A 25880-nucleotide genomic window follows, 5' to 3' on the forward strand; every position below is an offset into this window, starting at 1 on the left:
CAATGGAAAATAATATTTTTCATCTGCAGTACGCCATGGACACCTTTTACTTTTTGGTGTGTGGCGCACTGGTAATGTGGATGGCAGCGGGCTTCGCCATGCTGGAATCCGGTCTGGTTCGGGCAAAGAACACCACCGAAATTCTGACTAAAAACGTCGCTCTGTACGCCATTTCGTGCATCATGTACCTGGTGTGCGGTTACGCGATTATGTACGGCGGCGGAATCTTTTTATCGGGCATTGAAGAGGTTGATGTTGCCTCTACTTTGGCTGACTTTGCCGGCCGTGAAGATGGCTTTGAAGGCGGTTCTATTTACTCGGGCGCCTCTGATTTCTTCTTCCAGGTGGTATTCGTAGCGACTGCTATGTCAATCGTCTCTGGTGCGGTTGCCGAGCGCATGAAGCTGTGGGCATTCCTGACCTTCGCGGTAGTTATGACCGGTTTCATCTACCCGATGGAAGGTAGCTGGACCTGGGGTGGTGCCGATGTATTGGGCATGTACAACCTGGGCGATCTGGGCTTCTCTGACTTCGCCGGTTCCGGCATTGTGCACATGGCTGGCGCCGCCGCAGCCCTGGCTGGTGTAATCCTGCTGGGTGCTCGTAAAGGCAAGTATGGCCCTAACGGCGAAATCCACGCGATCACCGGTGCTAACCTGCCGCTGGCGACCCTGGGTACTTTCATTCTGTGGATGGGCTGGTTCGGCTTTAACGGTGGTTCGGTTCTGAAGCTGGGCGATATTGCCAACGCCAACTCTGTAGCTATGGTGTTTTTGAACACTAACGCCGCCGCTGCCGGTGGTCTGGTTGCTGCCTTGATTGTTGCGCGTATCCTGTTCGGTAAAGCCGACCTGACCATGGCGCTTAACGGTGCCCTGGCTGGCCTGGTTGCCATTACCGCTGAGCCTTCAACTCCAACCGCGCTGGCGGCGACCTTGATCGGTGCTGTGGGTGGTGTGATTGTGGTCTTCTCTATCATTGCGCTGGACAAAATGAAAATCGATGACCCCGTCGGTGCTATCTCTGTACACGGTGTTGTAGGTCTGTTTGGTCTGCTGGTTGTGCCGGTAACCAATGGCGGTGTTAGCTTTGTTGGCCAGATCGTCGGCGCGCTGACCATCTTTGTCTGGGTCTTCGTGTTGAGCCTGATCGTTTGGAGCATCATCAAGGTGATCATCGGTCTGCGCGTTAGCGAAGAGGAAGAGTACGAAGGTGTTGACCTTGCCGAATGCGGTATGGAAGCCTACCCTGAGTTCACTTCTTCTAAGTAAGTCTCGGTATCAACGGCCCGCTCAGCGGGCCGTTTCTAACCTTCTCTCACGTTGTATATGATCCAGGGCTAACGAAGAGGATGATTTTCCCGCGCTCAGCGTGTATCTTTAGCCTAAACCCTCAGCGCAAGCGCGCCGGCCGAGCCGGGCAGATTGCCGCAATGTGAGACTAAGACAAAAAAGGAACCCGCAATGAAACTGATTACTGCTGTCGTAAAACCGTTCAAGCTCGATGACGTCCGCACTGGACTGTCTGAGGTCGGTGTTCAGGGTATGACGGTAACCGAGGTCAAAGGTTTTGGCCGTCAAAAAGGCCACACTGAGCTGTATCGCGGTGCAGAGTATGTGGTGGATTTTCTTCCCAAGGTAAAAATCGAGCTGGCTGTTGATGACTCCATGGTGGATCAGGCTGTAGAAGCCATCACCAAAGCGGCGCAAACTGGCAAGATTGGCGACGGTAAAATCTTTATCACGCCACTGGAGGAAATTATCCGTATCCGTACCGGTGAGACTGGCTCAGAGGCCATTTAAGTACTCCGTATCAAGTTTCAAAAAAAGCGCCTTAAGGCGCTTTTTTTGTGTCTGCATGCGCTGTCAGGCGCTTTTGCAGAGCTTTGTGCAGCAGCGCACGGTAGCGCCTGTGCTGCAGTACAAAGAAGGCCGGCAGAATAATAAGCAACATTACCAGCGCAGCACTGTCTCGCGAGAGGGACATAGCCGGGGCCAGCCAGGCGGTAAAAAACGCAGATACAGCAAACATCAGCGCAAAGTTCACAATATTGCCGCGCCAGCGTTCCAGCCTGACATCTGGGCCAAATACATCCTCACGAGCTGCCTTTAGCAAGGCTCTTTGCTCATCTTCGCTGAGGTGCTTTAGTTCGGGAAATTGTTTGGCTTCACGGGGGGCGTTCATACCGTCACCTGCTCACACGAGGGAAACGGCCGAGTCTAGCGATAGTTGAGATTTGGTGCAAAATTTTTTAAGGCAAAACGTACAAATAACAAAAATGAAAGCGCGTTCCCGCAGTAATAAAAAACTAGACTAAAAAAGCGATAAAAAGTTTGTGACCTGCGCCTGTTGATGCGTTATAAAGACACCGAAATAAAAGCAAAAAAGCGGGTGATTTAAGCCCGTTTAATAGCATCTGTTGGATGTTTATGCTGGCGAGTTTTGTAATGCACATTTGTGAGAGGTGTGATTATGGCGAGTCAATATGAGCTGGATGAAACCCGCGACCTTGACCAGGACGAGGAGGTGGAAATGGATGATCAAGAAGAAATCAGTGCTTCTGAGGATACTAGAGCTCAGCCCCCAGAGGATTTTAGTATTGCCTCGAGAGAAAAGCTGCGCTCTGAATTGTCGCAGCAAATAGAAGCTTTCCTGGCACGTGGAGGAAAAATCAACGAAGTTCCCAACCACAGTGCTAATGATCGACCGGGCAAACCGGCAAGTGAGTACTCTGGCAGCTTTATGTAAATTGGGTTTACATAAAAAACAGTATGGCGGCTATGGCACTGAGTGCCATGCCGACCATAATCAAGAGCCCATCCCGGCTGACTATTCCAAGGGATATTAATACCAATATCCCTGACGGAATTGCCGCGGCAAAGGGGATAGGGCCTAGTGGGATCAAAGAGGCTGCCAGCGCAATAATGAGCACTGCCTCACAGCGAATCGCCAAGGGTTCGCTGAGAAACTGATAGCGCGGTCGAATTACCTTATCGATTTTCTGGGTAAAGCGTTTGGACTTATCCAACAGCTTTACAAATCTCTCGCGATCCACTCCTAGCTTTTCTAAGCGCGATGGAATCCAAGGACGCGAGCGCCCTAGTAATAATTGCACAGCGATCAAAATAATCAGTACACCACAGACTGCTGGCACACCCGGTATCCCACCAGTGGGTAGAAATGTTATAAGAGAGGGCAGTAGCAGCAGCGGGCCGAAGCCGCGGCTGGAAAAAGCTTCCATCACTTTACCGACGTGTATTTTTTCCCCACGCTCGGCGTCCTCAATTTGTTCGATAGTTGCCGTTAGATTTTCCACGCGCTGCTCCTGCCTGCCTCAGTGATTACTGTTCAAATTTTACAGACCAAACGTTGACTTCGTGTTCGGCCGCTTCTTTACTGAGGCCGTAGCGCTCCTGGATTCTGCCGACCAGCTTATCCCGCTGGCCTAGAACTTTATCGATGTCGTCGTCGGTCAAGCGACCCCACTGTTCCCGGGCGTTGCCCTTTAATTGATTCCAGTTACCTTTTAGCTGTTCGGCGTTCATGTTTAGACTCCTACTGCTTAAAAAATGACAGCGAGTCTTTAGCAAATTACGCACCAGCGAAAAACTGAGGGAAGTTGCTGTAATAGGGCGAGTCGGCCGATGGGGGATTAGAAATTTTACAAAGTCCGGCTATTTATTACGAAATAAAACGGCTGCACGGTATGTGTGTTTGCCATAGCCCAATAGTTTTTTGAGGCTGATCAAGGGTATGGGGATATGCACATTATCCAGTGAGCTACAGTGCTCGGCGCTGTTGATGTCCGGGTCGTTAATATAGGCAAATTGATCGTCCAGCGCTACCAGCCAGACCCAGTGTGGCGCTTTGTTGCGGTTTAGTTGATAAGTGCTTATCAGCAGCAGGATTTCAAAGCCTTCATTGAACGCCTGGCGCAGCTCGGCTTCGTCAATAGATGTGGTTTCACAGGGCGTGCACCTATTTTTAAGCTCGTCGATAAAGTGGTAGTGGGTTAATTCGATCACCGCCTTCTTGTCGGGGTTACGCACGCTGTCGATAAAAGGAATCCTGTCGCTGGACTGTAACAGTCGTACGTCGTAATCGCGCTTTGTTAACGCCAGAGCCAGCCCTTGTGGCGAGCAACCTCCGTGCCCTTGGGTCATAAAAACGGTAGTAGCTTCGCGCCAAAGGTTTATTTCGTCAATGCGCCCGAGTTGAAGGACAGGGTCCAAATGCCGCATAGCCATAATGGCGGCGGCCGGGCCGCAGGTGAAATCGGTCGTTTGCGCATAAAAATCCAGGCGCTCGGGTTTGGCCAGGTTGCGACCCAGGCGCTTTTCCAGGCGCAAGCCATCACTGCCGTCCTGATAATAACCGCTTAGGCGTTTGATTGGGTGATAGCCCATGGCTTGGTATAAAGCGATGGCAGCATGATTTGTCGTGGCAACCTCAAGCCGAAGAAACAAAATGCGTCTCTCTAACGCGTTCTGCTCGGCGGCCTGCAGCAGTCTGCGCGCCAGCCCTTGTCCTCTGTGCGATTCGTCTACCGCTAGCGAATAAATTCGCGCCATGGATGTGCCTCGGCGAAACAGCAGTAGCAGATAGGCTACGGGTATTTCCCCGGCTACCAGCACCTGATTGAGGTCAGACTCGAGAAACTGACGAAAGCTGCGGCGGCTTATTTTATCGCTGGTAAAGCAGCGGCTTTCCAGGGCGACCAGTTGATCTAGGTCTGAACGTTGGGCGCGGCGAAGGGGTAGGGACTGACTCATGTAAAGACCGTAAAAATAGCGATGATATCGCTTGCTAATTGCTACGATTTTGCCACACTTGCGCCTTCGTGCAAGCGACAATTTTTACCCGGAGGGGTAGGACATAGATGACGCAATTAAAGATTGTGGTAGACAAGCAGACCGATTGGGCGGGACTGTATCCGTCGGCGGATGTGGTGCTGGCTAGTGATTATCTGGCGGACGTGGCACCCAGCGAGCGCTGTCGGGTAATAAACCTTTGCCGGCAGTACGATTACTTATCTACGGGGTACTATTGTTCGTTGCTGGCTGAGGCTCGGGCGCAGCAAGTGATCCCCTCGGTTAAGGCGCTGCGCGATCTGTCCAAGCGTCAGTGGTCTGCGGTGCTGAGCGTTAATACCTCCCTGGATAAACAGCTAAATCTATTGGCAGGCGCTAGCCAGAAGTGCTCAATGCTAGTGTGTTTTGGTAAATGCGAATTTGACGCTTTGGCAGATATTGCCCGCAGTGTGTTCGAACAGATAGCCGTGCCCATCGTGCGGGTTAATTTTACCAAACGTGACACATGGCGTTTGCAGTCGCTCGAATCTGTCGCTTTACATCAGCTTAACGAGGCCGAACAAACTTTATTCGCTGAGGCCCTGGATGGATACAGTCGTCTCGTGTGGCGCAAGCCGCGCTCGCGTAAGCAGCTCAAGTACGATATGGCGATTTTGGTCGATCCAGAGGAGCCTATGCCGCCCAGTAATTCGGTGGCGATAAAGCGGTTTATCAAAGCGGCAGAGCGTCAGGGCATTATGGCGGAGACCATTGGGCGCAAAGATTTGTCGCGACTGGTGGAGTATGACGCATTGTTTATTCGTGCTACTACATCGGTAAATCACTACACCTATCGATTCGCCCGCACAGCCCAAGCGGAAGGCCTGGTGGTGATGGATGATCCAGATTCTATTTTGCGCTGTACTAATAAGGTGTATTTAAGTCAGCTGTTAAGTACCCACAAGCTGCCTATGCCGCCCACGCGAATTCTAACCAAGAATGATATGGGCAAGGAGCAAGCGCTGATTGATGAGCTGGGTTTGCCGGTGGTGTTGAAGATACCGGATGGTTCCTTCTCTGTGGGAGTAAAAAAGGCCAATACCCTGGAGGAGCTGAAGGTCATATTGAAAGAGATGTTTCAGGGAAGCGCGCTGTTGTTGGCGCAGGGCTTTTTATACACCGAATTCGATTGGCGTATTGGCGTTTTAAACGGCCAGCCTTTATACGCTTGCCGCTACTACATGGTGAAGAATCATTGGCAGATTTATAATCATTCGGGTAGCGGCTCGTCCTCTGGCGGCTTTGACGCTATGGCAACTTTCGAAGTCCCAAAGATAGTGTTAAAGGCGGCCGTTGATGCGTGTAAATTAATTGGCGACGGATTTTACGGTGTAGATATTAAGCAAGAAGGCCGAAAAGTTTATATAATCGAAGTCAACGATAATCCATCCGTGGATTCTGCGGTGGAAGACAAGTATCTGGGGGCGGAACTTTATAACGCTGTTATGGCGGAGTTCCGAAAGCGTCTCGAGAACCGTTAGTTCTAACGGGATACGTTCTAAATAATCTAATAATTGATTTTTTTGTTCGCAAAGTAGAGCACACTTACTATGAGTGTGCTCATGGTATGGTTGAGCCTTAAGAAGGCGTAAATGTTTTTACAGGAGTTACAAATGAAAATTAAATACGGCTTGCCCGGTGTTTTTTGTAGTCTGTTGGTTCTCTCTAGCACGGTAACCGCAGATGACTTTCCTTACGCGAAATCAGGTTTTTACCTGGGCGGCCAAACCGGTGCCAGTGAATTCAAATCGGCATGTCGCGATATGTCGATAAAATGCGAAGAGGACGATGAGGTATACGGCGGTTTTGCCGGCTATCGCTTCAATGATTATTTCGCTATTGAGAGTGGTTACCACGAACTTGGCGAAGCAACTTCGTGGTACATGGTTGGCAACAACGCGAAGAAATCTGAAGTCAGTGTCGAAGGGTACGATTTATCCGTGCTTGTCGGTTTGCCGCTTTCGGATCGCTGGATGGCTTACGTTCGCGGCGGTGGCTTCTACTATGACGCAAATCTGGTAGAGGGCGGAGACGTTTTTCAGTATCAGTCTTATAGCTCTGATGGTTGGACTGAGACTGCGGGTGCTGGTTTGGTATTTCGCGCGAATGAACATTTGCAGGCTCGCTTGCAGTATGAGTACTTTAACGAGTTTGGTGATGACTGGGGTCGTCAGCCCGATGTTCAAGCCGTTACCTTTGGTCTGTTGTGGCAGTTTGGTCACGTCGATAAGCCTGAGCCGGTTGCCGCAGCGCCGGTCGCAGCGCCAGCCCCGGCGCCTGCCCCAGTTCCTCCAGCAACTAAGCCTGTCAATGTCGTAACCGAATTTGCCTTTGACTCGGCAGTTTTGGAGACTCCGGAAGCACTGGATAACTTGATCACCGACCTCAATGCGAACAAAGACCTGCAAGTGGAGCTGTTGGTGACCGGTTACGCCGATGGTGCGGGTCCGGCCGAATACAACATGAACTTGTCTAAGAAACGCGCACAAGTTGTTCACGATTACCTGGTTAATAAAGGCATTGCCTCGAGCCGTATTACTGTGAACTGGAAAGGTGAGACCGAAGCTGCTGGCGACTACCCCAACCGGGAAGATCGCAAAGTGGTTGTACAGACAGAACTGCCTAAATAGCCAGTCTTGTACAGGGTGTGAGTTCTGCGCCCGTGTTTTCCTAAACCGCCCCTCTGGGGCGGTTTTTTTTGCTCTGGCGAAGATAGGGGGAATCTGTCTATTCTGCTATGATGGCACTCTAGGGTAAGTTCAGCTTACCTGCTGCGTAAAACAACAACCGAGAGCAGCCTATGAAAGACCGCAAACCCACTTCTTTTGATATCGCCTACCGGGCTGGGGTGTCCCAGGCGACTGTGTCCAGAGCACTGAGTGATAGCCCACTGGTTAACGAGGAAACCAAGCAGCGTATTAAAGAAATCGCGCGCGAACTTAATTACAAGGTCGATAAAAATGCTCGCAACCTGCGTTCACAAAAAACTAAGACGATTGCGTTGCTGCTGAATGAAGATCACGGCACCGGCGATTCATTAATCAATCCGTTTTTCTTGTCTATGGTGGCCAGTATCATTCGTGCTAGTGCCAACCAAAACTATGATTTGCTGATTTCTTTTCAGCAATTTAGCGATGATTGGCATGCGGATTACGAAGACGCCAACCGCGCTGATGGGATTATCTTTCTCGGCTATGGCGATTACACCACCTATGTAAAAAAGCTGACGCATCTGGATGAACAGGATGCCCACTACATTACCTGGGGGCCGGTATTGCCAGGTCAGCCAGGGGTTTCCATAGGCTGCGACAACTTCAATGGTGCCCGCCAGGCAGTGGATCACTTATTGGCGCTTGGGCATCGACGTATCGCCTTTGTCGGTGGTATCTCCGATGGCAGTCCAGAGTTTAAGCGCCGCTACGAAGGTTATAGTTTAGCCTTGCAGGAAGCGGGGGTGCAGGTGGATCCGCAATTGCAAATTGATGCTGAAACCTCGGAAGACTCCGGATACCAAGCGGCATTGCAGTTACGAGAGCGAAAAATTCCTTTCGACGCGGTGCTGGGAGCCAGCGATCTAATCGCTATCGGGGTGATGAAAGCCCTGGAAGAGCAGGGACTCAACATTCCGAGTGATATCGCGATTATGGGGTTTGATGACATTCCAATGTCCGCCTATACCTATCCGCCGTTATCGACTGTACAGCAGAATACCAAGCTCGCCGGTGAGCTGCTGGTGGATAACTTGCTAAGACTTATGCAAAGCGAGCCCGTGGAATCTTTTCTGATACCCGCACAGTTAGTCATTCGCGGCTCTTGCGGAGGAAAGTCCTAGCCTGATTAGGCTATTTTTTCACGCCATGGTCACCTCTGTGTTCCAGAGGTTAATTATCGGAATGTATTTTGCTCTGAGCTTGACTGGCGCCCGAGACTAGGCTTGGGTGGTCGGCTAAGGATCGGGTATGTCATTACAAAAAAACACTTTATCTATTCTCGCTCGCAGCGGATATGCCGCAAGGGCAGTGGTGTACTTGCTGGTGGGCGGTTTGGCCTTATTGGCTGCGCTAGGAGCCGGGGGTAAGACAACGGGCGGGAAAGGCGCTTTGCAGACTTTACTCGACGAGCCTTTTGGTACTGTAATTCTTACGTGCATTGGCATCGGTTTGCTTGCGTATGCGCTGTGGCGTGTGGTTCAGGCGGTGGCGGATGCGGATGGTCACGGCACGGACTTCAAAGCTCTTTCAATTCGCGCCAGCCTATTAACCAGTGCAGTGTTGCATTTTTTATTGGCTTTTTTTGTTTTTAAGTTAATTTTGTCGGCAGGCTCTGAACAGACAAAAAATAACACAAGTCTTGTGGGCGATCTTATGGGAAGTTTCCCTGGGCGCGCACTTTTAATTTTTGCGGCACTTGCCATTGTCGTTGCCGGTCTTTCCCACGCCTACAAGGGCTGGGCTGTGCGCTTTGATCGTCACTTTGCGGTACCTGCATCTTTGCAGTCATGGCTGTACCCATTATGCCGTATAGGCTTGATTAGCCGCGGGGTAGTACTGGTTATCGTCGGTGGGCTATTAATGTTGGCGGTGTATCACCTGGATGCTAGTCAGGCGGGCGGAATGGATAAAGCTTTTGCTTGGTTGCGTGAGCAAACTTTGGGTAACGTTTTGCTGGCGGTAATTTCCGTTGGTTTGTTGGCGTTCGCCGCATACAGTTTGATTGAAGCTCGTTACAGAAAAATCAATTTGCGAGGTTAGCAGTTAGATGGGCAAATACCTCGGTTCCCAAAGTGCTCAATACTGGTTTAAAAGGGTCAGTCAGTCGAGACATATGCTGTGGTTTATCGGCGTTCTTTCATTTCTTGAAACCATTATTGTACCTGTCCCTATAGAGCTGGTGTTAATTCCATTAATGGCAGCTAACCGTGAAAAAATATGGCGCATCGCGTTTGTAACCACGGCTGCCTGTTTGCTGGCATCGCTGCTGGGATACGCCGTTGGCATGGTGTTCTTCGATTCTCTGGGAAACTGGGTTGTAGAGACTATGGGTTGGGGCGAAACTTTTGAACGTTTTCAGGACTTTTTTGAACGCTATGGTTTCGGTGCAATATTAATCGTAGGCGTGCTGCCCATTCCTTTCCAGGTGGCAATGTTAAGTGCGGGCATCGCCGGTTATTCTATTGTACTTTTTGTACTGGCGGCACTTGTTGCTCGTGGAGTTCGCTATTTTGGTCTGGCTTGGTTGGTGGCGGTATATGGCGATAAAGTGCAGCACATGTGGCAAAAACATGCACTGCGTACTAGTTTAATTGCAGGTCTAATATTGGCAGCGATCTATGCCGTATTGCACTATCTAGCGGGCTTGGCGATGTAACCTGTCATTCGATATTCTGAATCTGCTCGCGCATTTGCTCTATTAAGACTTTCAGCTCTACGGCAGCTTGTGTTGTTTCGCTGACGATAGATTTAGACGATAAAGTGTTCGCTTCGCGGTTGAGCTCCTGCATTAAAAAATCCAGGCGTCGCCCGAGCGAATTTTTTTGTTTTAGAGTTCGGCGCACTTCTTGAATATGAGTGTCCAGACGGTCTAGCTCTTCATCGACATCCGCTTTTTGCGCCAGTAGTACTATCTCTTGTTCCAGGCGGTCGGCGTCCAGCTCTATTTGCAGTGCGCTGATTTTTTCCAACAACTTTTCTCGCTGGGCTCTGAGGATCTCGGGCAGGCGGGTGCGAACGTCCGCAACCTGCTGGCCAATAGCGTCTAGACGCTGCTCAATAAAAATCGCGAGTTCTGCACCTTCTCGTGTGCGATGCTCGATCAACTGATCCAGGGTTTGTTCATAGTGGCTCAGGGCGTTCTGCAAAAGCACATCGCGGTCGGTTCCCTCGGCTGCTTGTACGCCCGGAAAGCGCAGTACCTCGAGGGGGTTTATGGGGGCGCAATTGGGGACTTGTTCGCCAATACGGCGGCAAGCGTCGGCTAATTGTTGCAAACGCTCAGAGTCTAAACCGATCTGGCCATCATCGCCTTGCTCTGTCTGCAGGTGCAAGCTGAGCTCGACTTTGCCCCGTTGCAACTTTTTGCGGGTAACTTCGCGCAGTGCAGTTTCAATTTCGCGAAACTCCTCCGGCAATCGCAAGTACATTTCCAGGTAGCGATGGTTGACGCTGCGCACTTCCCAGATCAGCGTGTAGTCAGAGTATTTGTGCTCGATCCTGGCAAAGCCGGTCATACTGCGTGGCATGGAACTTCCTTTGGCTGGCCGCTGGCCTGCTGCGGTGCTTAGACGTTAACATGGGATAATACCATACACGATAGCGACTTCACGCTGTCCCAATACAGGATTCGAAGTATGCAAAGACCCAGTGGCCGCCTCAGTGATCAATTGCGCGACATCTCCATAACCCGCAATTTTACCCGTCACGCGGAGGGTTCGGTGTTAGTCGAGTTTGGCGAGACTAAAGTGATTTGCACTGCCAGTGTCGTGCCTGGTGTGCCGCCTTTTTTACGGGGGCAAAATCAGGGCTGGCTTACCGCCGAGTATGGCATGCTGCCCCGTTCAACCGGCACGCGGATGAATCGCGAAGCGGCGCGTGGTAAGCAGGGTGGCCGAACCGTAGAAATTCAGCGACTGATCGGCCGCTCGCTGCGCGCGGCGGTAGATTTAGCCAAGCTGGGTGAAAATACTCTACACATCGATTGCGATGTCATTCAGGCCGATGGCGGCACGCGCACGGCTTCCATCACCGGTGCCTGGGTTGCCGTGGCCGATGCAATGGCCTGGATGCAGGCGCAGGGGATGGTTAAAGAAAGCCCGCTGTTACGCGCGATTGCCTCTGTTTCTGTGGGCATCTATCAGGGCGAGCCGGTGTTGGATTTGGATTATCCCGAAGACTCCAACGCCGATACGGATATGAATGTGGTGATGGCGGATGACGGCGGGATTATCGAAATTCAGGGTACCGCGGAAGCAGAACCCTTCACCGAGAATGAGTTTGCCGCAATGCTTAAGTTGGCCAAGCAGGGAATTGCCGAGTTGAATAAGCTACAGCGCGAGGCCTTGTCCGAGTCTTAGCCTCGGACGTCCGGCGTTTGACATCAGACGGGGTGCGGTGCGCCCCTATAGCTCCATATCGTAGTCGACAATCACAGGCAAGTGACTGGAAAACTGACCGTTTTTGTAGATCGCACCATACTCTACCCGCTGGCCGATGGCGTTGGAGGCCACTTGAAAGTCGGTACGCCAGCCGGGGCCTGTGCCAATTTTACCGCTAGGCCACCAGCTGTACTCATCCGGATCGCGAATGGCGCGACGGAAGGCATCCACATAGCCTATCTGATTAAACAGTTGGCTCAGCCACTGGCGCTCATGGGGCAAAAAGCCGGATTCACTTTGCAACGCGTCTGAGTCGGTTACGTCCCGCGGGGTATGGGCCATCTGCCAGTTGCCACAGAAAATATACTCGCGGCGCTTGCGGGTGATTTTGTCCATATGTGCCTGCAGGTCGTCAAAAAACTTAATTTTAACTTCCTGAGACTCCACCTCTGAGCTGGCGCTGGGGGCGAGTAGCGAGCCGATGCTCATATGTTCATAATCAACCTGCAGGTAGCGGCCTTCCATATCGACGCCCGACGAAAAGCCCAGTCCAAAAATCAGCGCTTTGGGCTGTTTGCGGGTATAGATTGCGACACCGTTATAGTGAGGTGTTCCGGAATCAAAGAAGTACGCGAAGTAGCCTTCAGGATGAAAAATATCGTCGTCCAGCTCGTACTCGAGTGCACGTAAATCCTGCAGGCAGATAATGTCAGCGTCCTGACTGTCTAGCCATTCGTACAGGCCACGTTGCGCCGCCTGGAATATGCCATCGACGCTCAGACTGATAACTCTCATGTTAGCCCCTTAGTTGCGGACTGTGTATGATACCCGAGCTGGGAGCGGTTGTGGTATGGGTTGGCAAGTGTCCCAGGGTTTCGGCGTGATTTTTTAACATTTTTTTATCTTTTCTGGTTAAAAAATCGACTCCGCAGCGGCGGTACGCGCCGCGCTCGTTTCATTATAATAGCCCGTTTTGACGAAATCTCTACAGGAAAGCCTCAATATGAAAGACTACCAGCGTGAATTTATCGAATTAGCGATTGCTAAAGAGGCTCTATTATTCGGTGAGTTTACCCTGAAGTCGGGCCGCATTAGCCCGTACTTCTTTAACGCCGGGCGCTTTTTTCAAAGTGGTATGGGGCTGGCGGCGCTGGGGCGTTTCTACGCCCAGGCTATTGCCGAAGCGGGCGTCGAATACGATCTGATTTTTGGTCCGGCCTACAAGGGCATTCCTCTGGCCAGTGCTACGGCTGTGGCCCTGGCTGAACACCATCATAAAGATGTCCCTTACTGTTTTAACCGCAAAGAGGCCAAAGATCATGGCGAGGGGGGCACCTTGGTGGGGGCGCCACTTAACGGCCGAGCCTTAATCGTCGATGACGTAATTACCGCTGGCACGGCTGTGCGAGAAGTCATGCAGATTATATCGGCCGCTGGGGCCCAACCGGCGGGTGTGGTGATAGGACTGGATCGACAAGAACGCGGCAAAAGTGAATTGTCCGCAATCGGCGAGGTAGAGCGGGACTATCAAATTCCGGTGGTCAACATTATTACCCTGAGCGATATTATCAGCTATCTTGAGCAACAGGGTGGCTCAGAACGGTTAGAGGCTATTAAGGCCTACCGAGAGAGCTATGGCGTATAGCGGAGAGACGCAATGATTATTAAATACCTAAGTGGCACGGCACTGGCTTTGGGGATGGTATTAATTTGCAACTCCGGCCTCGCCGAGGAGGACGACGGCGATTTAGGCGATGTGCTGTTTCGCTACAAAAGTGATAACGGTAGTTTAATGGTAAACCAGAGTATTCCGCCGGATGCTGCTGCCAAGGGTTATGAGATTATCACTGACACTGGGCGAGTATTGAAAACCGTGCCTCCTGCTCCCAAGGGTGAAGATGCCGTTAAATACGCGGAGAAGTTGCGTCGTGAAGCGGCCTTGGCGGAATGGGATGCACAGCTGCGGCGTCGATTCAGCTCGGTTAAAGATATCCAGTCGGCAAAAAAGCGCGCGTTAAGTGAGTTGCAGGGTAACGTCAGTCTGCTGCAGTCTAATCTGAGTGGTATTGTCGCTCAACTGGAAGATCAGCAGCGCCGAGCAGGGATTATGGAACGCAACGGTAATGAGGTGTCGGACACGGTGCTAAAGAATATCAACAGTCTGGATGCAGAGGCTCATGAATTGCGCCGCCAAATTAAAGCCCGTAGCCAAGAGTTAGACGAGAAAGCGGCCAAATATGACCGCGATATTGAGCGGTTTAAAGAAATCAATTCTTAATTAAGAGTTCATCATGGCCACTGGCTTCATTAAGCCGCTGGCCAGGGTATGCCATTGATCCGCCCAGTATTCGGTGGGTTGACGTTTAAACTCACTGCGTACAAATTGAGTAATCCTGCCATCGGCAACGCACAACAGCAAATTGGCCGCTGCGGTCAGCGACAGCGTGGGGCGTAAACCTTCGCGTAATTCAGCTTCGCGCAATACCTGTTTTAATTGGGTTTCAATGCGTTCAAAAAACTGCGCTACTCGATTGCGCAGGCGATCAGTTTCCCCCGTTAATGCATCTCCCGTCAGCAAGCGAGTAATGCCTGGATTGCGCTCAGTAAAACTCAACAGTAAGAACAGAATCTTTTCGCAGCGCTCTAATGCGCCTGGCTCTTCACTCAGAATCAGTTTGATGCGCGAAAAGATGGTCTCTTCGATAAACTCAATCAGCCCCTCGAACATTTTGGATTTGCTCGGAAAGTGGCGATACAGCGCCGCCTCTGAAACCCCCACTTCTTTTGCCAGGGCGGCGGTGGTGATGCGCGCACCCGGGCTGGCCTCTAGCATTCGGGCCAGGGCTTCGAGGATTTGCTGACGACGAGATACTTTCTGATTGGTTTTGCTCATGGCGCAAACTCTTAGCGTTGATCTGCCCGGCAGCGCCGGGCCAAGGGTTTATACGGATTTATTGGTGATTAAGGTGCCTACGCCGACATCGGTAAAGATTTCCAGCAACACAGCGTGCGAGACGCGACCATCGACGATATGCGCTGAGGTGACCCCGCATTTTACGGCATCCAGAGCGCAGCTGATTTTCGGCAACATGCCGCCGTAAATGGTGCCGTCGGCAATCAGTTCATCTACCTGTGAGGTAGAAAGGCCGGTGAGAATTTCACCATCTTTGTTCATCAGGCCAGCCACATTCGTCAGCAGCATCAGCTTTTCGGCCTGCAAAACTTCGGCAATTTTTCCGGCGACCAAATCGGCGTTGATATTGTACGAGGCGCCGTCTTTGCCTACTCCGATGGGGGCAATCACAGGTATAAAATCACTGTTGAGCAGCATATCGATTACGGATTTGTTGATAGAGGCAACCTCTCCCACGTGGCCGATATCGATAATTTCCGAGGTGGATACTTCGGGAGTTTGCGCCTTTACCTCAAGCTTCTTCGCGCGAATAAGCTGCCCGTCTTTGCCGGTAACGCCTATCGCTTCACCACCGTTGCGGTTAATCAAGCTGACAATCTGCTTGTTTACCGTACCGCCCAGCACCATTTCCACTACGTCCATGGTTTTGCTGTCGGTAACCCGCATGCCATTGACGAACTTGGAGTCGATATTGAGCTTGTTTAATAGGTCGCCAATCTGTGGGCCGCCACCGTGAACGACGATGGGGTTCATGCCCACCAGTTTCATCATCACAATATCGCGGGCAAAACTGTTTTGCAGTTCCTCGTCCACCATGGCGTTGCCGCCAAACTTGACGACAATAGTTTTACCGGTAAAACGTTGGATATAGGGCAGAGCCTCGGTCAGCACCTTGGCAATGTTCATCGCAGCATCGCGATCAAGAGACATAGTTAAAATTCCAGGTTGAGGTTTTTGTCGATTTTGAGCAGCTCGCGCTTGAACAGCTGCTGTAGTTTATTCAGAGTTTCTTCACTTTCGGCTTCAAAGCGCAAGGTAATTTCAGGGCCGGTGTTTGAGGCTCGCGCCAATCCCCAGCCTTTGGAAAAATCCACCCGCAAACCGTCAATAGTGGTTGCCTTGCCATTTTGGAAGTCACCCTCGTTACACAGTCTTTCAATCAGTTTGAACTTTTGCTCTTCAGCGACCGGGATGCGAATTTCCGGTGTGCTGGGAAGCATGGGAAATGCGGCAAAGACTTCGTCGATGGGCTGGTCACGCAAAGTGATAATTTCCAGCATTCGCGCTGCAGCGTACAGGCCATCGTCAAAGCCGTACCAGCGCTCTTTAATAAAGATATGCCCAGAGTACTCGCCCCCAATCAGCGCGCCTGTCTCCTGCATTTTTTGTTTCATGTGCGAGTGGCCTGTCTTCCACATAATCGGGCGGCCGCCGTAGCTGGAAATTAACTGATTGAGTTGTTTAGAGCACTTGACGTCGAACAGGACATCCGCGCCCGGGTTGCGCGACAGAATATCTTTGGCAAACAACATCAGCAGCTGATCCGGCCAAATGATTTGACCTGCCGGTGTGACAACCCCTAAGCGATCGCCGTCGCCGTCAAAGGCAAGGCCTAAATCCGCTTCGGTTTCTTTAACTTTGGCAATGAGGTCTTGCAGGTTTGTTGCACTACTTGGGTCGGGTGCGTGGTTGGGGAAGTTGCCATCCAGTTCACAGTAGAGGGGAATAACGTCGCAACCGAGTTCTTCGAATAGCTGCGGTGCAACTGCGCCGGTTACGGCGTTGCCAGCATCAATTACCACAGTGATTTGGCCGGCCAGAGCGACATCGGAAAAGATTCGGTCGATATAGTCCGCAACGATGTCCTCTTCGGTGAGTTCACCCTGGCCTTCGAGATATCGGCGCTGGTTGATGCGTGAACGGATATCTTTGATCGCAGTGTCGGCCAGAGACTCGCCGTTGATCACCATTTTAAAGCCGTTGTATTCGGCTCCGTTGTGACTGGCGGTGACCATCACGCCGCTATTGGTGCCGGGCAGCTCGCACACCGCAAAATTCATCAGGGGTGTCGGTACCACACCAATATTGATCACGTCGCAACCTGAAGCCAGCAGCCCTTCAATCAGGCTCTCACACAGCTCGGGGCTATGGTTGCGACCGTCGCGGGCGACCACTACCGAGGTTTCGCCTTGGTCTTGTACTTCACTGCCAAAGGCGAGGCCCACTTGCATGGCAAGTTCGGGGGTCAGCCCGTCGCTGACCTTACCGCGAATATCATAGGCGCGGAACACCTGATCGGGAACCTCTGCGTGGCTGGCGCTGGGGGTGGGTTGCGCCGGTGCTTTTTTACGTGGTTCGGCGCTATCGAGCCCCAGAATATCGGCGTCCTCTTCGATAACTTCAATATCCAGAATGTCCTGCGACTGGTACAGGCTGCCCGGCTGCGGTGGGCTGGCCGGCTCGTTGTCTTCTTGGTTATCGGCTGTTTCATTGCGGCTGTCTTTATATTGCTGGGGCAATATCAGACCTTCACCCTCCGCCCCGGATTTAGGCCGAATCAGCAGGCGGGGTAACAGCAAAGCCAGGGCGAGTCCGGCAGTAACCAGAAGGCTAATGGTTAAAATCCACATGCCCGGCAGCTCTGCGGATTGGTCCACCAGTCGCTGCGAGGGCGTGAACTTTATGCTCAGATAACTGTTGGCAATTTTTTGCTCTGCGGCCGGTGCGGCGCTGCCTTCGCCGATACTGGTGAGCATTAGCGGCTTATGGCTGGAAAAGGATTGTTGCAGCTCGGTTTTGCCTAGCTGAGCATTGGCGTTGTTTAGTGAGGTAACGGCAGTCTGCGGTTTAAAAGTCGCAAGGAGGCTGCCGGCGGCATTTTGCTCGCCCTGCGGTGGTACCGGGCGGGCGATATGTAGCTGCCAGCCGGAGTCCAGGGGGGCCACCTCTGCTAGGGTGTCTTGGCGTCGTGTGCTGCGACGAATAAGGTCTAGCTCGGCGTAGCGCACCGGGGCACCGTGTTCTCTGATTAAGGCTTCGCTACCTTCGGGGTAGGCGCGCAGCGCAAGCAAATCCTCTTGGCCTCGGGCCAGTCGTGCAGTGATGGCTTCCAGTCGTTGGGCGTCGCGTGCCTCAATGGCCGCCGCTAGTTCTGGGTCGGCGCTCCACTGCTCTACTGTTTCGATTCGCTCGGTTATATAGGTTTCAATGGCGCGCGCAGCCGATGCGGCGTTTTCACTGGCTGCCTGAGCAACGCGCTGGCGCTGCTTTTCTTCCACCATAGAGTCGTGCAATAAAAAGGCGATAAGCGCGTTAATTGCAAGGGTTACACCCACCAGAACAAACAGTAAACGATGGCGCTTGGCGTGCAGCTTTTGCTTTGCTTCCTGGGCGCGTCTCTCTCCCCTGGTCAGCTTGGGCTTGGCGGTTTCGGTATCACTGTCCGGCGCTGTGGCCGGATTGCCCTGTTGCTGGGTCATAGTGCCTGGTCCTTTATGTTTTTACTTTTTTCCGCCAGCAGGTCGATCAGTGCGCGGGCCAATTGCGACTTGCTGCGTTTGTCGAGAGTGAGTTCGGAAGATTCATCAATCACGGTGACGGCATTGTCGTCGCTGTTAAAGCCGATGCCGGCTGCGCTGACGTCATTGGCAATAATACAGTTTACGCCTTTGCGTTGGCGCTTCGCTCTAGCATAGTCCAGAACGTGCTCGGTCTCGGCTGCAAAAGCGACGCTGAACAGATTTGGCTGGGCGGCCACCACGCTGGCGATAATGTCTGGATTGGCCACCAGTTTCAGCGTGAGCGGGTCTTTGCCGTTCTTTTTGATTTTCTGCTCGCTGATGTTAAGCGGTCGGTAGTCACACACGGCGGCAGCGGCGATAAAAATATCCGCACTGGCGGCAGCTGCCAGGCTGGCGGCCAGCATCTGCTCGGCGCTCTCGACGGCAAGTAGTTCTGCGCCCTCGGGGGCGGGCAATTGGCAGGGGCCGCTGATTAAAATCACCTTGGCGCCGGCGGCAATAGCGGCTTCGGCCAGCGCATAGCCCATTTTTCCCGAGCTGTGATTACTGAGATAGCGCACTGGGTCCAGCGCTTCACGGGTGGGGCCGGCGGTAATAACTACCGTGCTTCCAGTTAAAGAGCCGGCGCTAAAGGTGTCTGCCAGGCGTGTGGCTAGGTCAATGGGTTCGAGCATGCGGCCGGGCCCGATTTCCCCGCAGGCCTGACTGCCGCTGCCCGGGCCAAAGGCGATAATGCCCCGGCTTTGCAGGGCGGCGATATTGGCCTGGGTGCTGGCCGAGTCCCACATGGCCTGATTCATGGCCGGGGCGATATAAATAGGTGCGCGGGTGGCCAGGCACAGGGTGGTAAGCAGGTCGTCGCCCATGCCGGCATGCAGTCGGGCAATAAAATCGGCGCTGGCTGGCGCAACTAGAATGGCATCGGCCCAGCGGGCCAACTCTATGTGACCCATTGCGGCCTCGGCCTCGGGGTCCAGCAACGAAGTGTGCACGGCTTGACCGGATAGTGCCTGCATGGTCATGGGGGTGATAAATTCACAGGCCGCGCGGGTCATGGCTACCCGCACCTCGGCGCCACCCTCGCGCAGGCGGCGCACCAGTTCGGCGGCTTTGTAGGCGGCAATTCCGCCGGTTACCCCGAGCAGTATGCGTTTGTTTTGCAGGGTGCTCATGCCAAGTGAGTGCTCGCTTCGAGTTGAGACGCCTAAGATAACATTTAACCGGTGCCGTATTAAGCCTCAAAATGCAGTTAACAAGCTCGGTGGCGGTTGATTCGAGCGCTTAACTTGCAAAGCGCACGGCGCTGAACTTGACTGTATACATAAAAATTCGACAGGGAGGTCTTAATGTCTATAGCGCACTGGCCCGTGGGTGAAAGGCCGCGGGAAAAGCTTCTCGAACGGGGCGCTGCCGCTCTATCCGATGCTGAATTGCTGGCGATTTTTCTGCGCACCGGTTGCGCGGGCAAGTCGGCGGTGGATTTGGCACGCGAGCTTCTGATCGAGTTTGGCGGTTTACGGCCCCTAATGGAGGCATCGCGGGAATCCTTCTGCCGGGGCGAGGGCCTGGGTGATGCAAAGTTTACCCAGTTGCAGGCGGTGTTAGAAATGGCTCGGCGTCATTTGGGTGAATCTCTGCAAACGGGTGATGCATTGACCAGCCCCGATCTGGTGCGGCGTTATCTGGTGGCGCAGTTACGCCACAGCCCACGGGAGGTTTTTGCCCTGCTTCTATTGGACAATCAGCACCGGTTGATTCGTTACGAGCCTCTGTTTTACGGCACCTTGGACGGCGCCAGCGTATACCCCCGCGAGGTGGTCAAACTGGTGTTGGCCAGCAATGCGGCGGCGGTGATTCTTGCTCATAACCATCCCTCGGGAGTGGCCGAGCCCAGTCAGGCCGATCGGCTTATCACCGAGAAACTGGTGGCGGCGCTGGAGCTGGTGGGGGTGCGGGTGTTGGATCATATGGTGGTGGGCGACGGCGAGGTCATCTCCTTCGCCGAGCGAGGTTTTCTATAAGTTAATGGCGCCCCAGAACAAAAATTCGACAAAATCTGGCTAAAAAACCAACGAAACGTTGCTATTGATGGGCTCTTTTGGTATAAAACGCGGCTCTTCGCGGCCGGGTAACCGAGCGATGGCTGAAGTAGAGCCTCCTGAGGGCGAGTCCAGTGTTACGGACCCCGTGTTTCAGGCCGCATTGATACACACAGGCTGCATAATGAATCTTGCTCTGGGCCGCTCTGAACGGGGCGTTCGTGGAAGTGGCGCAGCGCGATTAATTTGGTATAAGAGGCAACACCATGTCTAAGGTATGTCAGGTTACCGGCAAGCGTCCCGTAACTGGAAACAATGTATCTCACGCAAAAAACCACACCAAGCGTCGTTTTTTGCCTAATCTGCACACCCACCGTTTTTGGGTAGAAGCGGAGAAGCGTTTTGTAAAACTGCGCGTATCAGCCAAAGGCATGCGCGTAATCGATAAGCGTGGCATTGAGGCTGTTTTGGCTGATCTGCGCGCGCGTGGTGAAAAGGTTTAATTGAGGAGATAAAGTCATGCGCGAGAAGATTCGTCTGAACTCTAGTGCCGGCACCGGTCATTTTTACACGACCGACAAAAACAAGCGCACCATGCCCGAGAAAATGGAGATCAAAAAATTTGATCCCGTTGCTCGTAAGCATGTGATCTACAAAGAAGGCAAAATCAAGTAAGTTGATTTTGACTTCACACAAAAAAGCCCGGCCAGAGATGGTCGGGCTTTTTTGTGTTTAACGTCCGACTGATTATTTCGGCGTTATCGTCTCCACCCCATCGCTGCGCCCCAGCAGTAATACATCCGCCCCTTTGTGAGCGAACAAGCCGTTGGCGACCACACCGGTAATCTGGTTGATTTTCAGTTCCAGGTCCTTGGGGTCGACGATAGAAAGGTTGTGCACATCGAGAATGACGTTGCCGTTATCGGTGACCACGCCTTCGCGATAGACCGGATCGCCGCCCAGTTTTACCAGCTCGCGGGCGACATAAGAGCGCGCCATGGGAATGACTTCGACCGGCAACGGAAACTCCCCTAGCACTTTTACCCACTTGCTCTCGTCGGCAATACAAATAAACTCGCGTGCTACGGCGCGTACGATTTTCTCGCGAGTCAGGGCAGCGCCGCCGCCTTTAATCAGGGCCAGCTGTGCATTGGATTCATCGGCGCCGTCTACATAGGCGAGTAGCTCGGAAACTTCGTTTAAATCCAGTACCTCAATGCCCAGGGCTTTTAATTTTTCGGCCGAGGCATCAGAGCTGGCGACGGCGGCGGCAAAGTCGTCTTTTAGCTCGCCCAGCATATCGATAAAAAAGTTGGCGGTGGAGCCAGTACCAATACCGAGAATACTGTCTTTCTCCAGCTTGGGGGTAATATAGTCAATGGCGGCGCGTGCGACCGCTTGTTTGAGCTGATCCTGATTCATGACAACCTCGAGAAGAAAATGTGTCGCTATTATAAGCGCTGAAAGGCAATTTCGCAGGCGTGTGTATCGGTTGTGCGGCGATAGCCTGAGGTTTATCATGCGGCGACTTACTTCACCGGCCCGCGAATGTTTATGACAGACTCCTACATCAAAAGAATTCTCAATGCGCGTATTTACGATCTGGCAGTGGAAACGCCGCTGGATGACGCGCGCTTATTGTCGCAGCGCACCGACAACAAAGTATTGCTTAAGCGTGAAGATCTGCAGCCGGTGTTCAGCTTTAAAATTCGCGGTGCTTACAACAAGTTGTTGCAGCTGACGGATGCCGAGCGCGATAAAGGCGTTATCGCGGCATCGGCTGGCAACCACGCTCAGGGGCTGGCGCTGAGTGCTCAGCACCTGGGAGTTAAGGCGACCATTGTGATGCCGCGTACGACTCCGGCCATCAAAGTGGATGCTGTGCGCGCGCGAGGCGCTAAAGTGGTCTTGCACGGCGATAATTTTGATGAGGCCGCCGCCCATACGCAAAAGTTGATTGAAGAAAAAGGCTACACCTATGTGCATCCGTTCGATGACCCGGATGTCATCGCCGGGCAGGGCACCGTGGCGATGGAAATTTTACGTCAGTACCCCAAGCACATCGACGCTATTTTTGTCGCGGTAGGTGGCGGCGGCTTGTGTGCCGGTGTGGCGGCGTATGTGAAGTATGTGCGCCCCGACGTGAAAGTGTTTGCGGTCGAGTCTGAAGAGTCTGCGTGCCTCGCAGCCGCGATGGAGAAAAAGCGCCGGGTGAAGCTGCCCCAAGTGGGTATTTTTGCCGATGGTGTGGCCGTGGCGCAGATTGGTAAAGAGACCTTTAAGGTCATTAAAGACAATATCGACGGGGTTATTACGGTCAATACCGACGAAATTTGCGCGGGTATAAAAGATATTTTTGAAGATACCCGTTCAATTGCCGAGCCTGCGGGCGGGGTCAGTGTTGCGGGCTTGAAAAAGTATGTGGCTGAGCACGGCATTAGCGGCCAGACCTTGGTGGCCATCGACAGTGGCGCGAATATTAATTTTGATCGCTTGCGTTATATCTCTGAGCGCACCGAAATCGGCGAAAAGCGCGAGGCTATTCTGGCGGTAACCATCCCTGAGCGCCCCGGTGCTTACAAAGAGTTTTGCCAGGCGTTGGGTAAACGCAGTATCACCGAATTTAATTATCGCTACGCTGACGCCGATAAGGCCCGTATTTTTGTCGGTGTGCAGGTCTCGGCCGATCCCAATGATCGCGACGAGCTGGTCGGTGAGTTGCGCGAGCAGGGCTATGATTTGGTGGATATGACCGATAACGAGCTGGCCAAGTTGCATATCCGCCATATGGTGGGAGGTCATGCCTCGGGGGTGGATGATGAAATGGTGTTCCGCTTTGAGTTTCCCGAGCGTCCCGGTGCCTTATTGCAGTTTTTAAATTTAGTGGCGGGGCGCTGGAACATATCCCTATTTCATTATCGCAATCACGGTTCGGCTTTTGGGCGGGTACTTGTGGGCATGGAAGTGCCGGCCAAAGAGCGCGCCCAAGTGCGTAAATTCTTGGCTGAGATCAATTATCCGTTTTGGGAAGAGACGGATAATGAAGCCTATCAGTATTTTTTGGGGTAGGTGAAAAAGGGTCTGATGTCGGAGGTCTGACGTCGGATGCAAAACATCAAGATCCATGCTTGGGGTTTGACAGCGGATGGGAACGAGACAATCGTTCCGCGTCAGACCTCCGACGTCCGACAATCACTTCCCTTTCCGTCACTACCGCATCCAGCGGTATATCCCAGGGCTCCAGCGGCAGTTTTTCCACCTCCTGACACGAGTGCGCCAGGCCGATCAGCTTGGGTTTGCTGTGGCCGGGGGTGCGGCGTTTAAACGCGAAGGTGGTGTCGTAAAAGCCGCCGCCCATGCCCAGCCTGCCGCCGGTGCGGTCAAAGCCGACCAGCGGCGTTAACACCAGATCTAAATGTCGTGCCGATAAAGGAGCGCTTTGGTGAGCGATGGGCTCGGCAATACCAAAGCGGTTGCGGCGAAACCGAGTAGCGGGGGTAAAGGGAGTGAACCAGAGTTGTCTTTTTTGCCAGGGGTGAAGAACGGGTAAATAGCATTTTACCCCCGCACGCCACAGTCTTTTAGCCAGCGGACGCGGGTCCAGTTCGCCGTCAGCGGGCCAGTACAAGGCCACTTTTTTTGTATTCGTGAGCCAGGGGTGATTCTGTAGTTGCTGAATTAGCGCTTGTCCCGCCCGGCGCTGGGCACTGGGTGGCAGAGATCGACGTCGTTGACGCAACTGTCGGCGTAAAAGTTGGCGGGATTGAGTCATAGAAAGGAAATTAAAACCCCAAGATGCCGCTGTCGAGTGGGCCTTGAACCCTAAAGTTCAAGGGGTGGCTCCAGCGATGTTATTAGGCTTTCCGGACTTGCGGACATGCTCACAAACACCAGCGAGGAGCTACCGGGTACAGCATTATCGGCTCAAGGACATAGTCGACTGGCGCACATCCCAGGGTATGTTCATAGTGTATCAAAGATTGGGGCTCTCCCCCAAAGATTAAACAGGACTAAGCTTATCCAGTTGAGCTTCAATTTTTTCCTGCATGCGGTTTAATGATTCGACATCCTTGCTGCTAGCGGCACTAGAGGATCTTGCCTGCAGCAGTTCGTGGCTCAGATTCAAAGCCGCCATCACAGCAATGCGCTCCAGACCAATAACACCGCCGCTGCTTTTAATAAGGCGCATGCGCTCATCGAGAATTTGTGCCGATTCCAGCAGCGCGCTGCGCTCTTCGGCAGGGCAGGCCACTTGATATTCTTTGTCCAGAATTCTGACGTGTACGGTTTCGTTGCTCACGGTGGGCCTCGTTTATTCAGCTTCTAGACTTTTTAGGCGCGAGATCATGGCTTCGACTCGCGAGCGGGCCAGCTCATTTTTTTCTACTAAGCGTACCCTTTCGCGCTGCCAGTCGTTTTCGCGCTGCTTGAGTTCGGTATTTTCCTGCTGCAACCGACTGCACTGGCGCAGCAGTTCGTCCAGTTTGACTTCCAGGGTGTGTAGCTGTTCGTCTGACATGGGCAGGTGACCAATAGAAATTGTGAGACTACTATATTGCGCCCCGGCAAAGGCTGCAATCGATCTTAAAGTACTTTCTAGTTTATGTGCGCAGTGCACCAATATCAAAGGTGTTTTTGTTTGGTAATGATAAGGCGCAACCCGAAGGGCTGGAGTGTTTGTTTGGAAGACAATTGCTGTCTCCAGCTTCGTCGCCGAGATCCAAAGAGCTCGCGGGGCTAGCTTTCGCCTATTTGGAATAACTAAACTGCGCTCACGCAGTCTGCTAGATACGTAACTGGCTTCCAGCAGGCGGATTAATTACTGTTAACAGGCCCTGGTTACCCCTGTGCTAGCATAGGGCGGATTTGGGAGAATTTTATGTCTGAAATTGAAAAACTGGTCAATGGCTTTGAGTTGTGGGATGAGCGCTTTGCCCCGCTGGAAGCCTTGAACAGTCCGGCGGAATTGCAGGGTATGCTCTGTGGCCGCCTCTGCGGTACGCCCTTAAATGAGGCCGATTGGCTGCGCTTGGTGAGCGACTTTATGGCGTTGACTGACGAGCCCGATCAGGCAACCACCGATGCGCTGCTGGATTTTTTAAAACAAACTCGGGGCCAGTTGGGCGGTGAAGGTTTCAGCTTTGTGTTGCTGCTGCCCGATGATGACCAAAGTATGTCGGAGCGGGTTGAGGCATTGTCGCAGTGGTGCCATGGCTTTTTGAGCGGTTTTGGCGCTTCGGGCGCCGTTGAACAGGGCGAGGTGAATCCGGACATCGCCGATACCCTGGAGGACTTTTCAGCCATTGTGCAAATTGAGTCGGACGATAACGACGCGGCCAGCGCCGAGTCCGATTTTATTGAAGTGGCTGAATATGTGCGCATGTCGGCGCTGACTTTGTACCAGGCCTTTCATGGCAGCGACAATCCGGCCCCTATTTCACCCGATTCCGGAACCTTGCATTGATC

At 52.7% G+C, this 25880-nt stretch carries 30 protein-coding genes and 1 other RNA gene; 16 read left to right on the forward strand and 15 right to left on the reverse strand.

Features of this window, described 5'->3' with window-relative positions; translation table 11 throughout:
* Window positions 1-2 precede the first annotated feature (2 nt).
* Both NHM04_RS12065 and NHM04_RS12070 read left to right on the forward strand, forming a co-directional pair.
* Window positions 3-1271, forward strand: coding sequence for an ammonium transporter (locus NHM04_RS12065; protein ID WP_254264044.1), 1269 nt, complete (start codon window positions 3-5; stop codon window positions 1269-1271).
* Between the two features lie 192 nt (window positions 1272-1463).
* Window positions 1464-1802: a P-II family nitrogen regulator gene (locus NHM04_RS12070; RefSeq protein WP_020210976.1), complete on the forward strand. Its 339-nt coding sequence runs from the start codon at window positions 1464-1466 to the stop codon at window positions 1800-1802.
* 31 nt (window positions 1803-1833) lie between these two features.
* On the opposite strand, the gene NHM04_RS12075 is transcribed toward NHM04_RS12070, so the two are convergent.
* Complete coding sequence (locus NHM04_RS12075; RefSeq protein ID WP_254264045.1) at window positions 1834-2184, reverse strand: hypothetical protein; 351 nt, start codon at window positions 2182-2184, stop codon at window positions 1834-1836.
* A gap of 288 nt (window positions 2185-2472) precedes the next feature.
* Between NHM04_RS12075 and NHM04_RS12080 the strand changes: the two genes are divergently transcribed.
* The gene (locus NHM04_RS12080) at window positions 2473-2748 is read left to right on the forward strand and encodes a hypothetical protein (RefSeq protein ID WP_254264046.1); all 276 of its coding nucleotides are present in this window, start codon (window positions 2473-2475) and stop codon (window positions 2746-2748) included.
* Between the two features lie 7 nt (window positions 2749-2755).
* On the opposite strand, the gene NHM04_RS12085 is transcribed toward NHM04_RS12080, so the two are convergent.
* From NHM04_RS12085 to NHM04_RS12095, 3 genes are all read right to left on the reverse strand, one after another.
* Entirely contained in the window at window positions 2756-3316 is a 561-nt protein-coding gene (locus NHM04_RS12085; RefSeq protein ID WP_254264047.1) for an exopolysaccharide biosynthesis protein, read from the reverse strand.
* 25 nt (window positions 3317-3341) lie between these two features.
* Window positions 3342-3545 carry a CsbD family protein gene (locus NHM04_RS12090; protein ID WP_254264048.1) on the reverse strand — a complete coding sequence of 68 codons (204 nt, stop codon included), beginning with the start codon at window positions 3543-3545 and terminating at the stop codon, window positions 3342-3344.
* A 129-nt stretch (window positions 3546-3674) separates the two neighbouring features.
* Complete coding sequence (locus NHM04_RS12095) at window positions 3675-4772, reverse strand: GNAT family N-acetyltransferase/peptidase C39 family protein (RefSeq protein WP_254264049.1); 1098 nt, start codon at window positions 4770-4772, stop codon at window positions 3675-3677.
* Window positions 4773-4879: 107 nt separating this feature from the next.
* Between NHM04_RS12095 and NHM04_RS12100 the strand changes: the two genes are divergently transcribed.
* The 5 genes from NHM04_RS12100 to NHM04_RS12120 all read left to right on the forward strand — a co-directional run bounded on the left by NHM04_RS12100 (window position 4880) and on the right by NHM04_RS12120 (window position 10217).
* Window positions 4880-6331 (forward strand): RimK family protein, encoded by a 1452-nt coding sequence (locus NHM04_RS12100; protein ID WP_254264050.1) that lies wholly within the window; start codon window positions 4880-4882, stop codon window positions 6329-6331.
* Between the two features lie 132 nt (window positions 6332-6463).
* Window positions 6464-7480, forward strand: coding sequence for an outer membrane beta-barrel protein (locus tag NHM04_RS12105; protein ID WP_254264051.1), 1017 nt, complete (start codon window positions 6464-6466; stop codon window positions 7478-7480).
* 170 nt (window positions 7481-7650) lie between these two features.
* On the forward strand, window positions 7651-8682 hold the full coding sequence (locus tag NHM04_RS12110) for a LacI family DNA-binding transcriptional regulator (RefSeq protein WP_254264052.1): 1032 nt from the start codon (window positions 7651-7653) through the stop codon (window positions 8680-8682).
* 127 nt (window positions 8683-8809) lie between these two features.
* Window positions 8810-9601 carry a DUF1206 domain-containing protein gene (locus NHM04_RS12115; RefSeq protein ID WP_254264053.1) on the forward strand — a complete coding sequence of 264 codons (792 nt, stop codon included), beginning with the start codon at window positions 8810-8812 and terminating at the stop codon, window positions 9599-9601.
* Window positions 9602-9674: 73 nt separating this feature from the next.
* Entirely contained in the window at window positions 9675-10217 is a 543-nt protein-coding gene (locus tag NHM04_RS12120) for a YqaA family protein (RefSeq protein ID WP_254264054.1), read from the forward strand.
* Between the two features lie 4 nt (window positions 10218-10221).
* Here NHM04_RS12120 and NHM04_RS12125 read toward each other — a convergent pair whose 3' ends face one another.
* Window positions 10222-11088 (reverse strand): YicC/YloC family endoribonuclease, encoded by an 867-nt coding sequence (locus NHM04_RS12125; RefSeq protein ID WP_254264055.1) that lies wholly within the window; start codon window positions 11086-11088, stop codon window positions 10222-10224.
* 108 nt (window positions 11089-11196) lie between these two features.
* Here NHM04_RS12125 and rph point away from each other — a divergent pair, with 108 nt between their 5' ends.
* Window positions 11197-11919 carry a ribonuclease PH gene (rph, locus tag NHM04_RS12130; protein ID WP_254264056.1) on the forward strand — a complete coding sequence of 241 codons (723 nt, stop codon included), beginning with the start codon at window positions 11197-11199 and terminating at the stop codon, window positions 11917-11919.
* A gap of 45 nt (window positions 11920-11964) precedes the next feature.
* Here rph and NHM04_RS12135 read toward each other — a convergent pair whose 3' ends face one another.
* Complete coding sequence (locus NHM04_RS12135) at window positions 11965-12735, reverse strand: exodeoxyribonuclease III (protein WP_020210635.1); 771 nt, start codon at window positions 12733-12735, stop codon at window positions 11965-11967.
* 208 nt (window positions 12736-12943) lie between these two features.
* On the opposite strand from NHM04_RS12135, the gene pyrE reads away from it, so the two are divergent.
* Both pyrE and NHM04_RS12145 read left to right on the forward strand, forming a co-directional pair.
* The gene (gene pyrE, locus NHM04_RS12140) at window positions 12944-13585 is read left to right on the forward strand and encodes an orotate phosphoribosyltransferase (protein WP_254264057.1); all 642 of its coding nucleotides are present in this window, start codon (window positions 12944-12946) and stop codon (window positions 13583-13585) included.
* A 12-nt stretch (window positions 13586-13597) separates the two neighbouring features.
* On the forward strand, window positions 13598-14218 hold the full coding sequence (locus NHM04_RS12145; RefSeq protein ID WP_254264058.1) for a hypothetical protein: 621 nt from the start codon (window positions 13598-13600) through the stop codon (window positions 14216-14218).
* Here the strand turns inward: NHM04_RS12145 and slmA are convergent, their stop codons facing one another.
* From slmA to coaBC, 4 genes are read right to left on the reverse strand one after another with little or no spacing between them, the layout of a single operon-like run.
* Window positions 14219-14833: a nucleoid occlusion factor SlmA gene (gene slmA / locus NHM04_RS12150; protein ID WP_254264059.1), complete on the reverse strand. Its 615-nt coding sequence runs from the start codon at window positions 14831-14833 to the stop codon at window positions 14219-14221.
* Between the two features lie 48 nt (window positions 14834-14881).
* Window positions 14882-15784 carry an acetylglutamate kinase gene (gene argB / locus NHM04_RS12155; protein WP_254264060.1) on the reverse strand — a complete coding sequence of 301 codons (903 nt, stop codon included), beginning with the start codon at window positions 15782-15784 and terminating at the stop codon, window positions 14882-14884.
* 2 nt (window positions 15785-15786) lie between these two features.
* Window positions 15787-18333 (reverse strand): phosphomannomutase/phosphoglucomutase, encoded by a 2547-nt coding sequence (locus NHM04_RS12160; protein WP_254264061.1) that lies wholly within the window; start codon window positions 18331-18333, stop codon window positions 15787-15789.
* Entirely contained in the window at window positions 18330-19547 is a 1218-nt protein-coding gene (gene coaBC, locus NHM04_RS12165) for a bifunctional phosphopantothenoylcysteine decarboxylase/phosphopantothenate--cysteine ligase CoaBC (RefSeq protein WP_254264062.1), read from the reverse strand. Before coaBC ends, NHM04_RS12160 begins: the two co-directional genes overlap by 4 nt.
* Window positions 19548-19721: 174 nt before the next feature.
* Between coaBC and radC the strand changes: the two genes are divergently transcribed.
* The 3 genes from radC to rpmG all read left to right on the forward strand — a co-directional run bounded on the left by radC (window position 19722) and on the right by rpmG (window position 21089).
* Window positions 19722-20396 carry a DNA repair protein RadC gene (radC, locus tag NHM04_RS12170; protein ID WP_254264063.1) on the forward strand — a complete coding sequence of 225 codons (675 nt, stop codon included), beginning with the start codon at window positions 19722-19724 and terminating at the stop codon, window positions 20394-20396.
* A 284-nt stretch (window positions 20397-20680) separates the two neighbouring features.
* On the forward strand, window positions 20681-20917 hold the full coding sequence (rpmB, locus tag NHM04_RS12175) for a 50S ribosomal protein L28 (protein ID WP_253968263.1): 237 nt from the start codon (window positions 20681-20683) through the stop codon (window positions 20915-20917).
* Window positions 20918-20933: 16 nt separating this feature from the next.
* Window positions 20934-21089: a 50S ribosomal protein L33 gene (gene rpmG / locus NHM04_RS12180; protein WP_020210644.1), complete on the forward strand. Its 156-nt coding sequence runs from the start codon at window positions 20934-20936 to the stop codon at window positions 21087-21089.
* A 72-nt stretch (window positions 21090-21161) separates the two neighbouring features.
* Here the strand turns inward: rpmG and rpiA are convergent, their stop codons facing one another.
* Entirely contained in the window at window positions 21162-21836 is a 675-nt protein-coding gene (gene rpiA, locus NHM04_RS12185) for a ribose-5-phosphate isomerase RpiA (RefSeq protein ID WP_254264064.1), read from the reverse strand.
* A gap of 132 nt (window positions 21837-21968) precedes the next feature.
* Between rpiA and ilvA the strand changes: the two genes are divergently transcribed.
* Entirely contained in the window at window positions 21969-23483 is a 1515-nt protein-coding gene (gene ilvA, locus NHM04_RS12190) for a threonine ammonia-lyase, biosynthetic (RefSeq protein WP_254264065.1), read from the forward strand.
* Window positions 23484-23529: 46 nt separating this feature from the next.
* Here the strand turns inward: ilvA and NHM04_RS12195 are convergent, their stop codons facing one another.
* From NHM04_RS12195 to NHM04_RS12210, 4 genes are all read right to left on the reverse strand, one after another.
* Entirely contained in the window at window positions 23530-24186 is a 657-nt protein-coding gene (locus NHM04_RS12195; RefSeq protein WP_254264066.1) for a 5-formyltetrahydrofolate cyclo-ligase, read from the reverse strand.
* An 11-nt stretch (window positions 24187-24197) separates the two neighbouring features.
* A non-coding RNA gene (gene ssrS, locus NHM04_RS12200) (6S RNA) lies at window positions 24198-24376 on the reverse strand.
* A gap of 38 nt (window positions 24377-24414) precedes the next feature.
* Entirely contained in the window at window positions 24415-24714 is a 300-nt protein-coding gene (locus NHM04_RS12205; protein WP_254264067.1) for a cell division protein ZapA, read from the reverse strand.
* Window positions 24715-24726: 12 nt separating this feature from the next.
* On the reverse strand, window positions 24727-24933 hold the full coding sequence (locus NHM04_RS12210) for a TIGR02449 family protein (protein WP_254264068.1): 207 nt from the start codon (window positions 24931-24933) through the stop codon (window positions 24727-24729).
* 360 nt (window positions 24934-25293) lie between these two features.
* On the opposite strand from NHM04_RS12210, the gene NHM04_RS12215 reads away from it, so the two are divergent.
* A complete protein-coding gene (locus tag NHM04_RS12215) occupies window positions 25294-25878 on the forward strand; it encodes a UPF0149 family protein (protein WP_254264069.1) in 585 nt (194 codons plus the stop codon).
* Window positions 25879-25880 lie beyond the last annotated feature (2 nt).

This window comes from Gilvimarinus sp. DA14, from assembly GCF_024204685.1.
Taxonomy (GTDB): Bacteria; Pseudomonadota; Gammaproteobacteria; order Pseudomonadales; family Cellvibrionaceae; genus Gilvimarinus.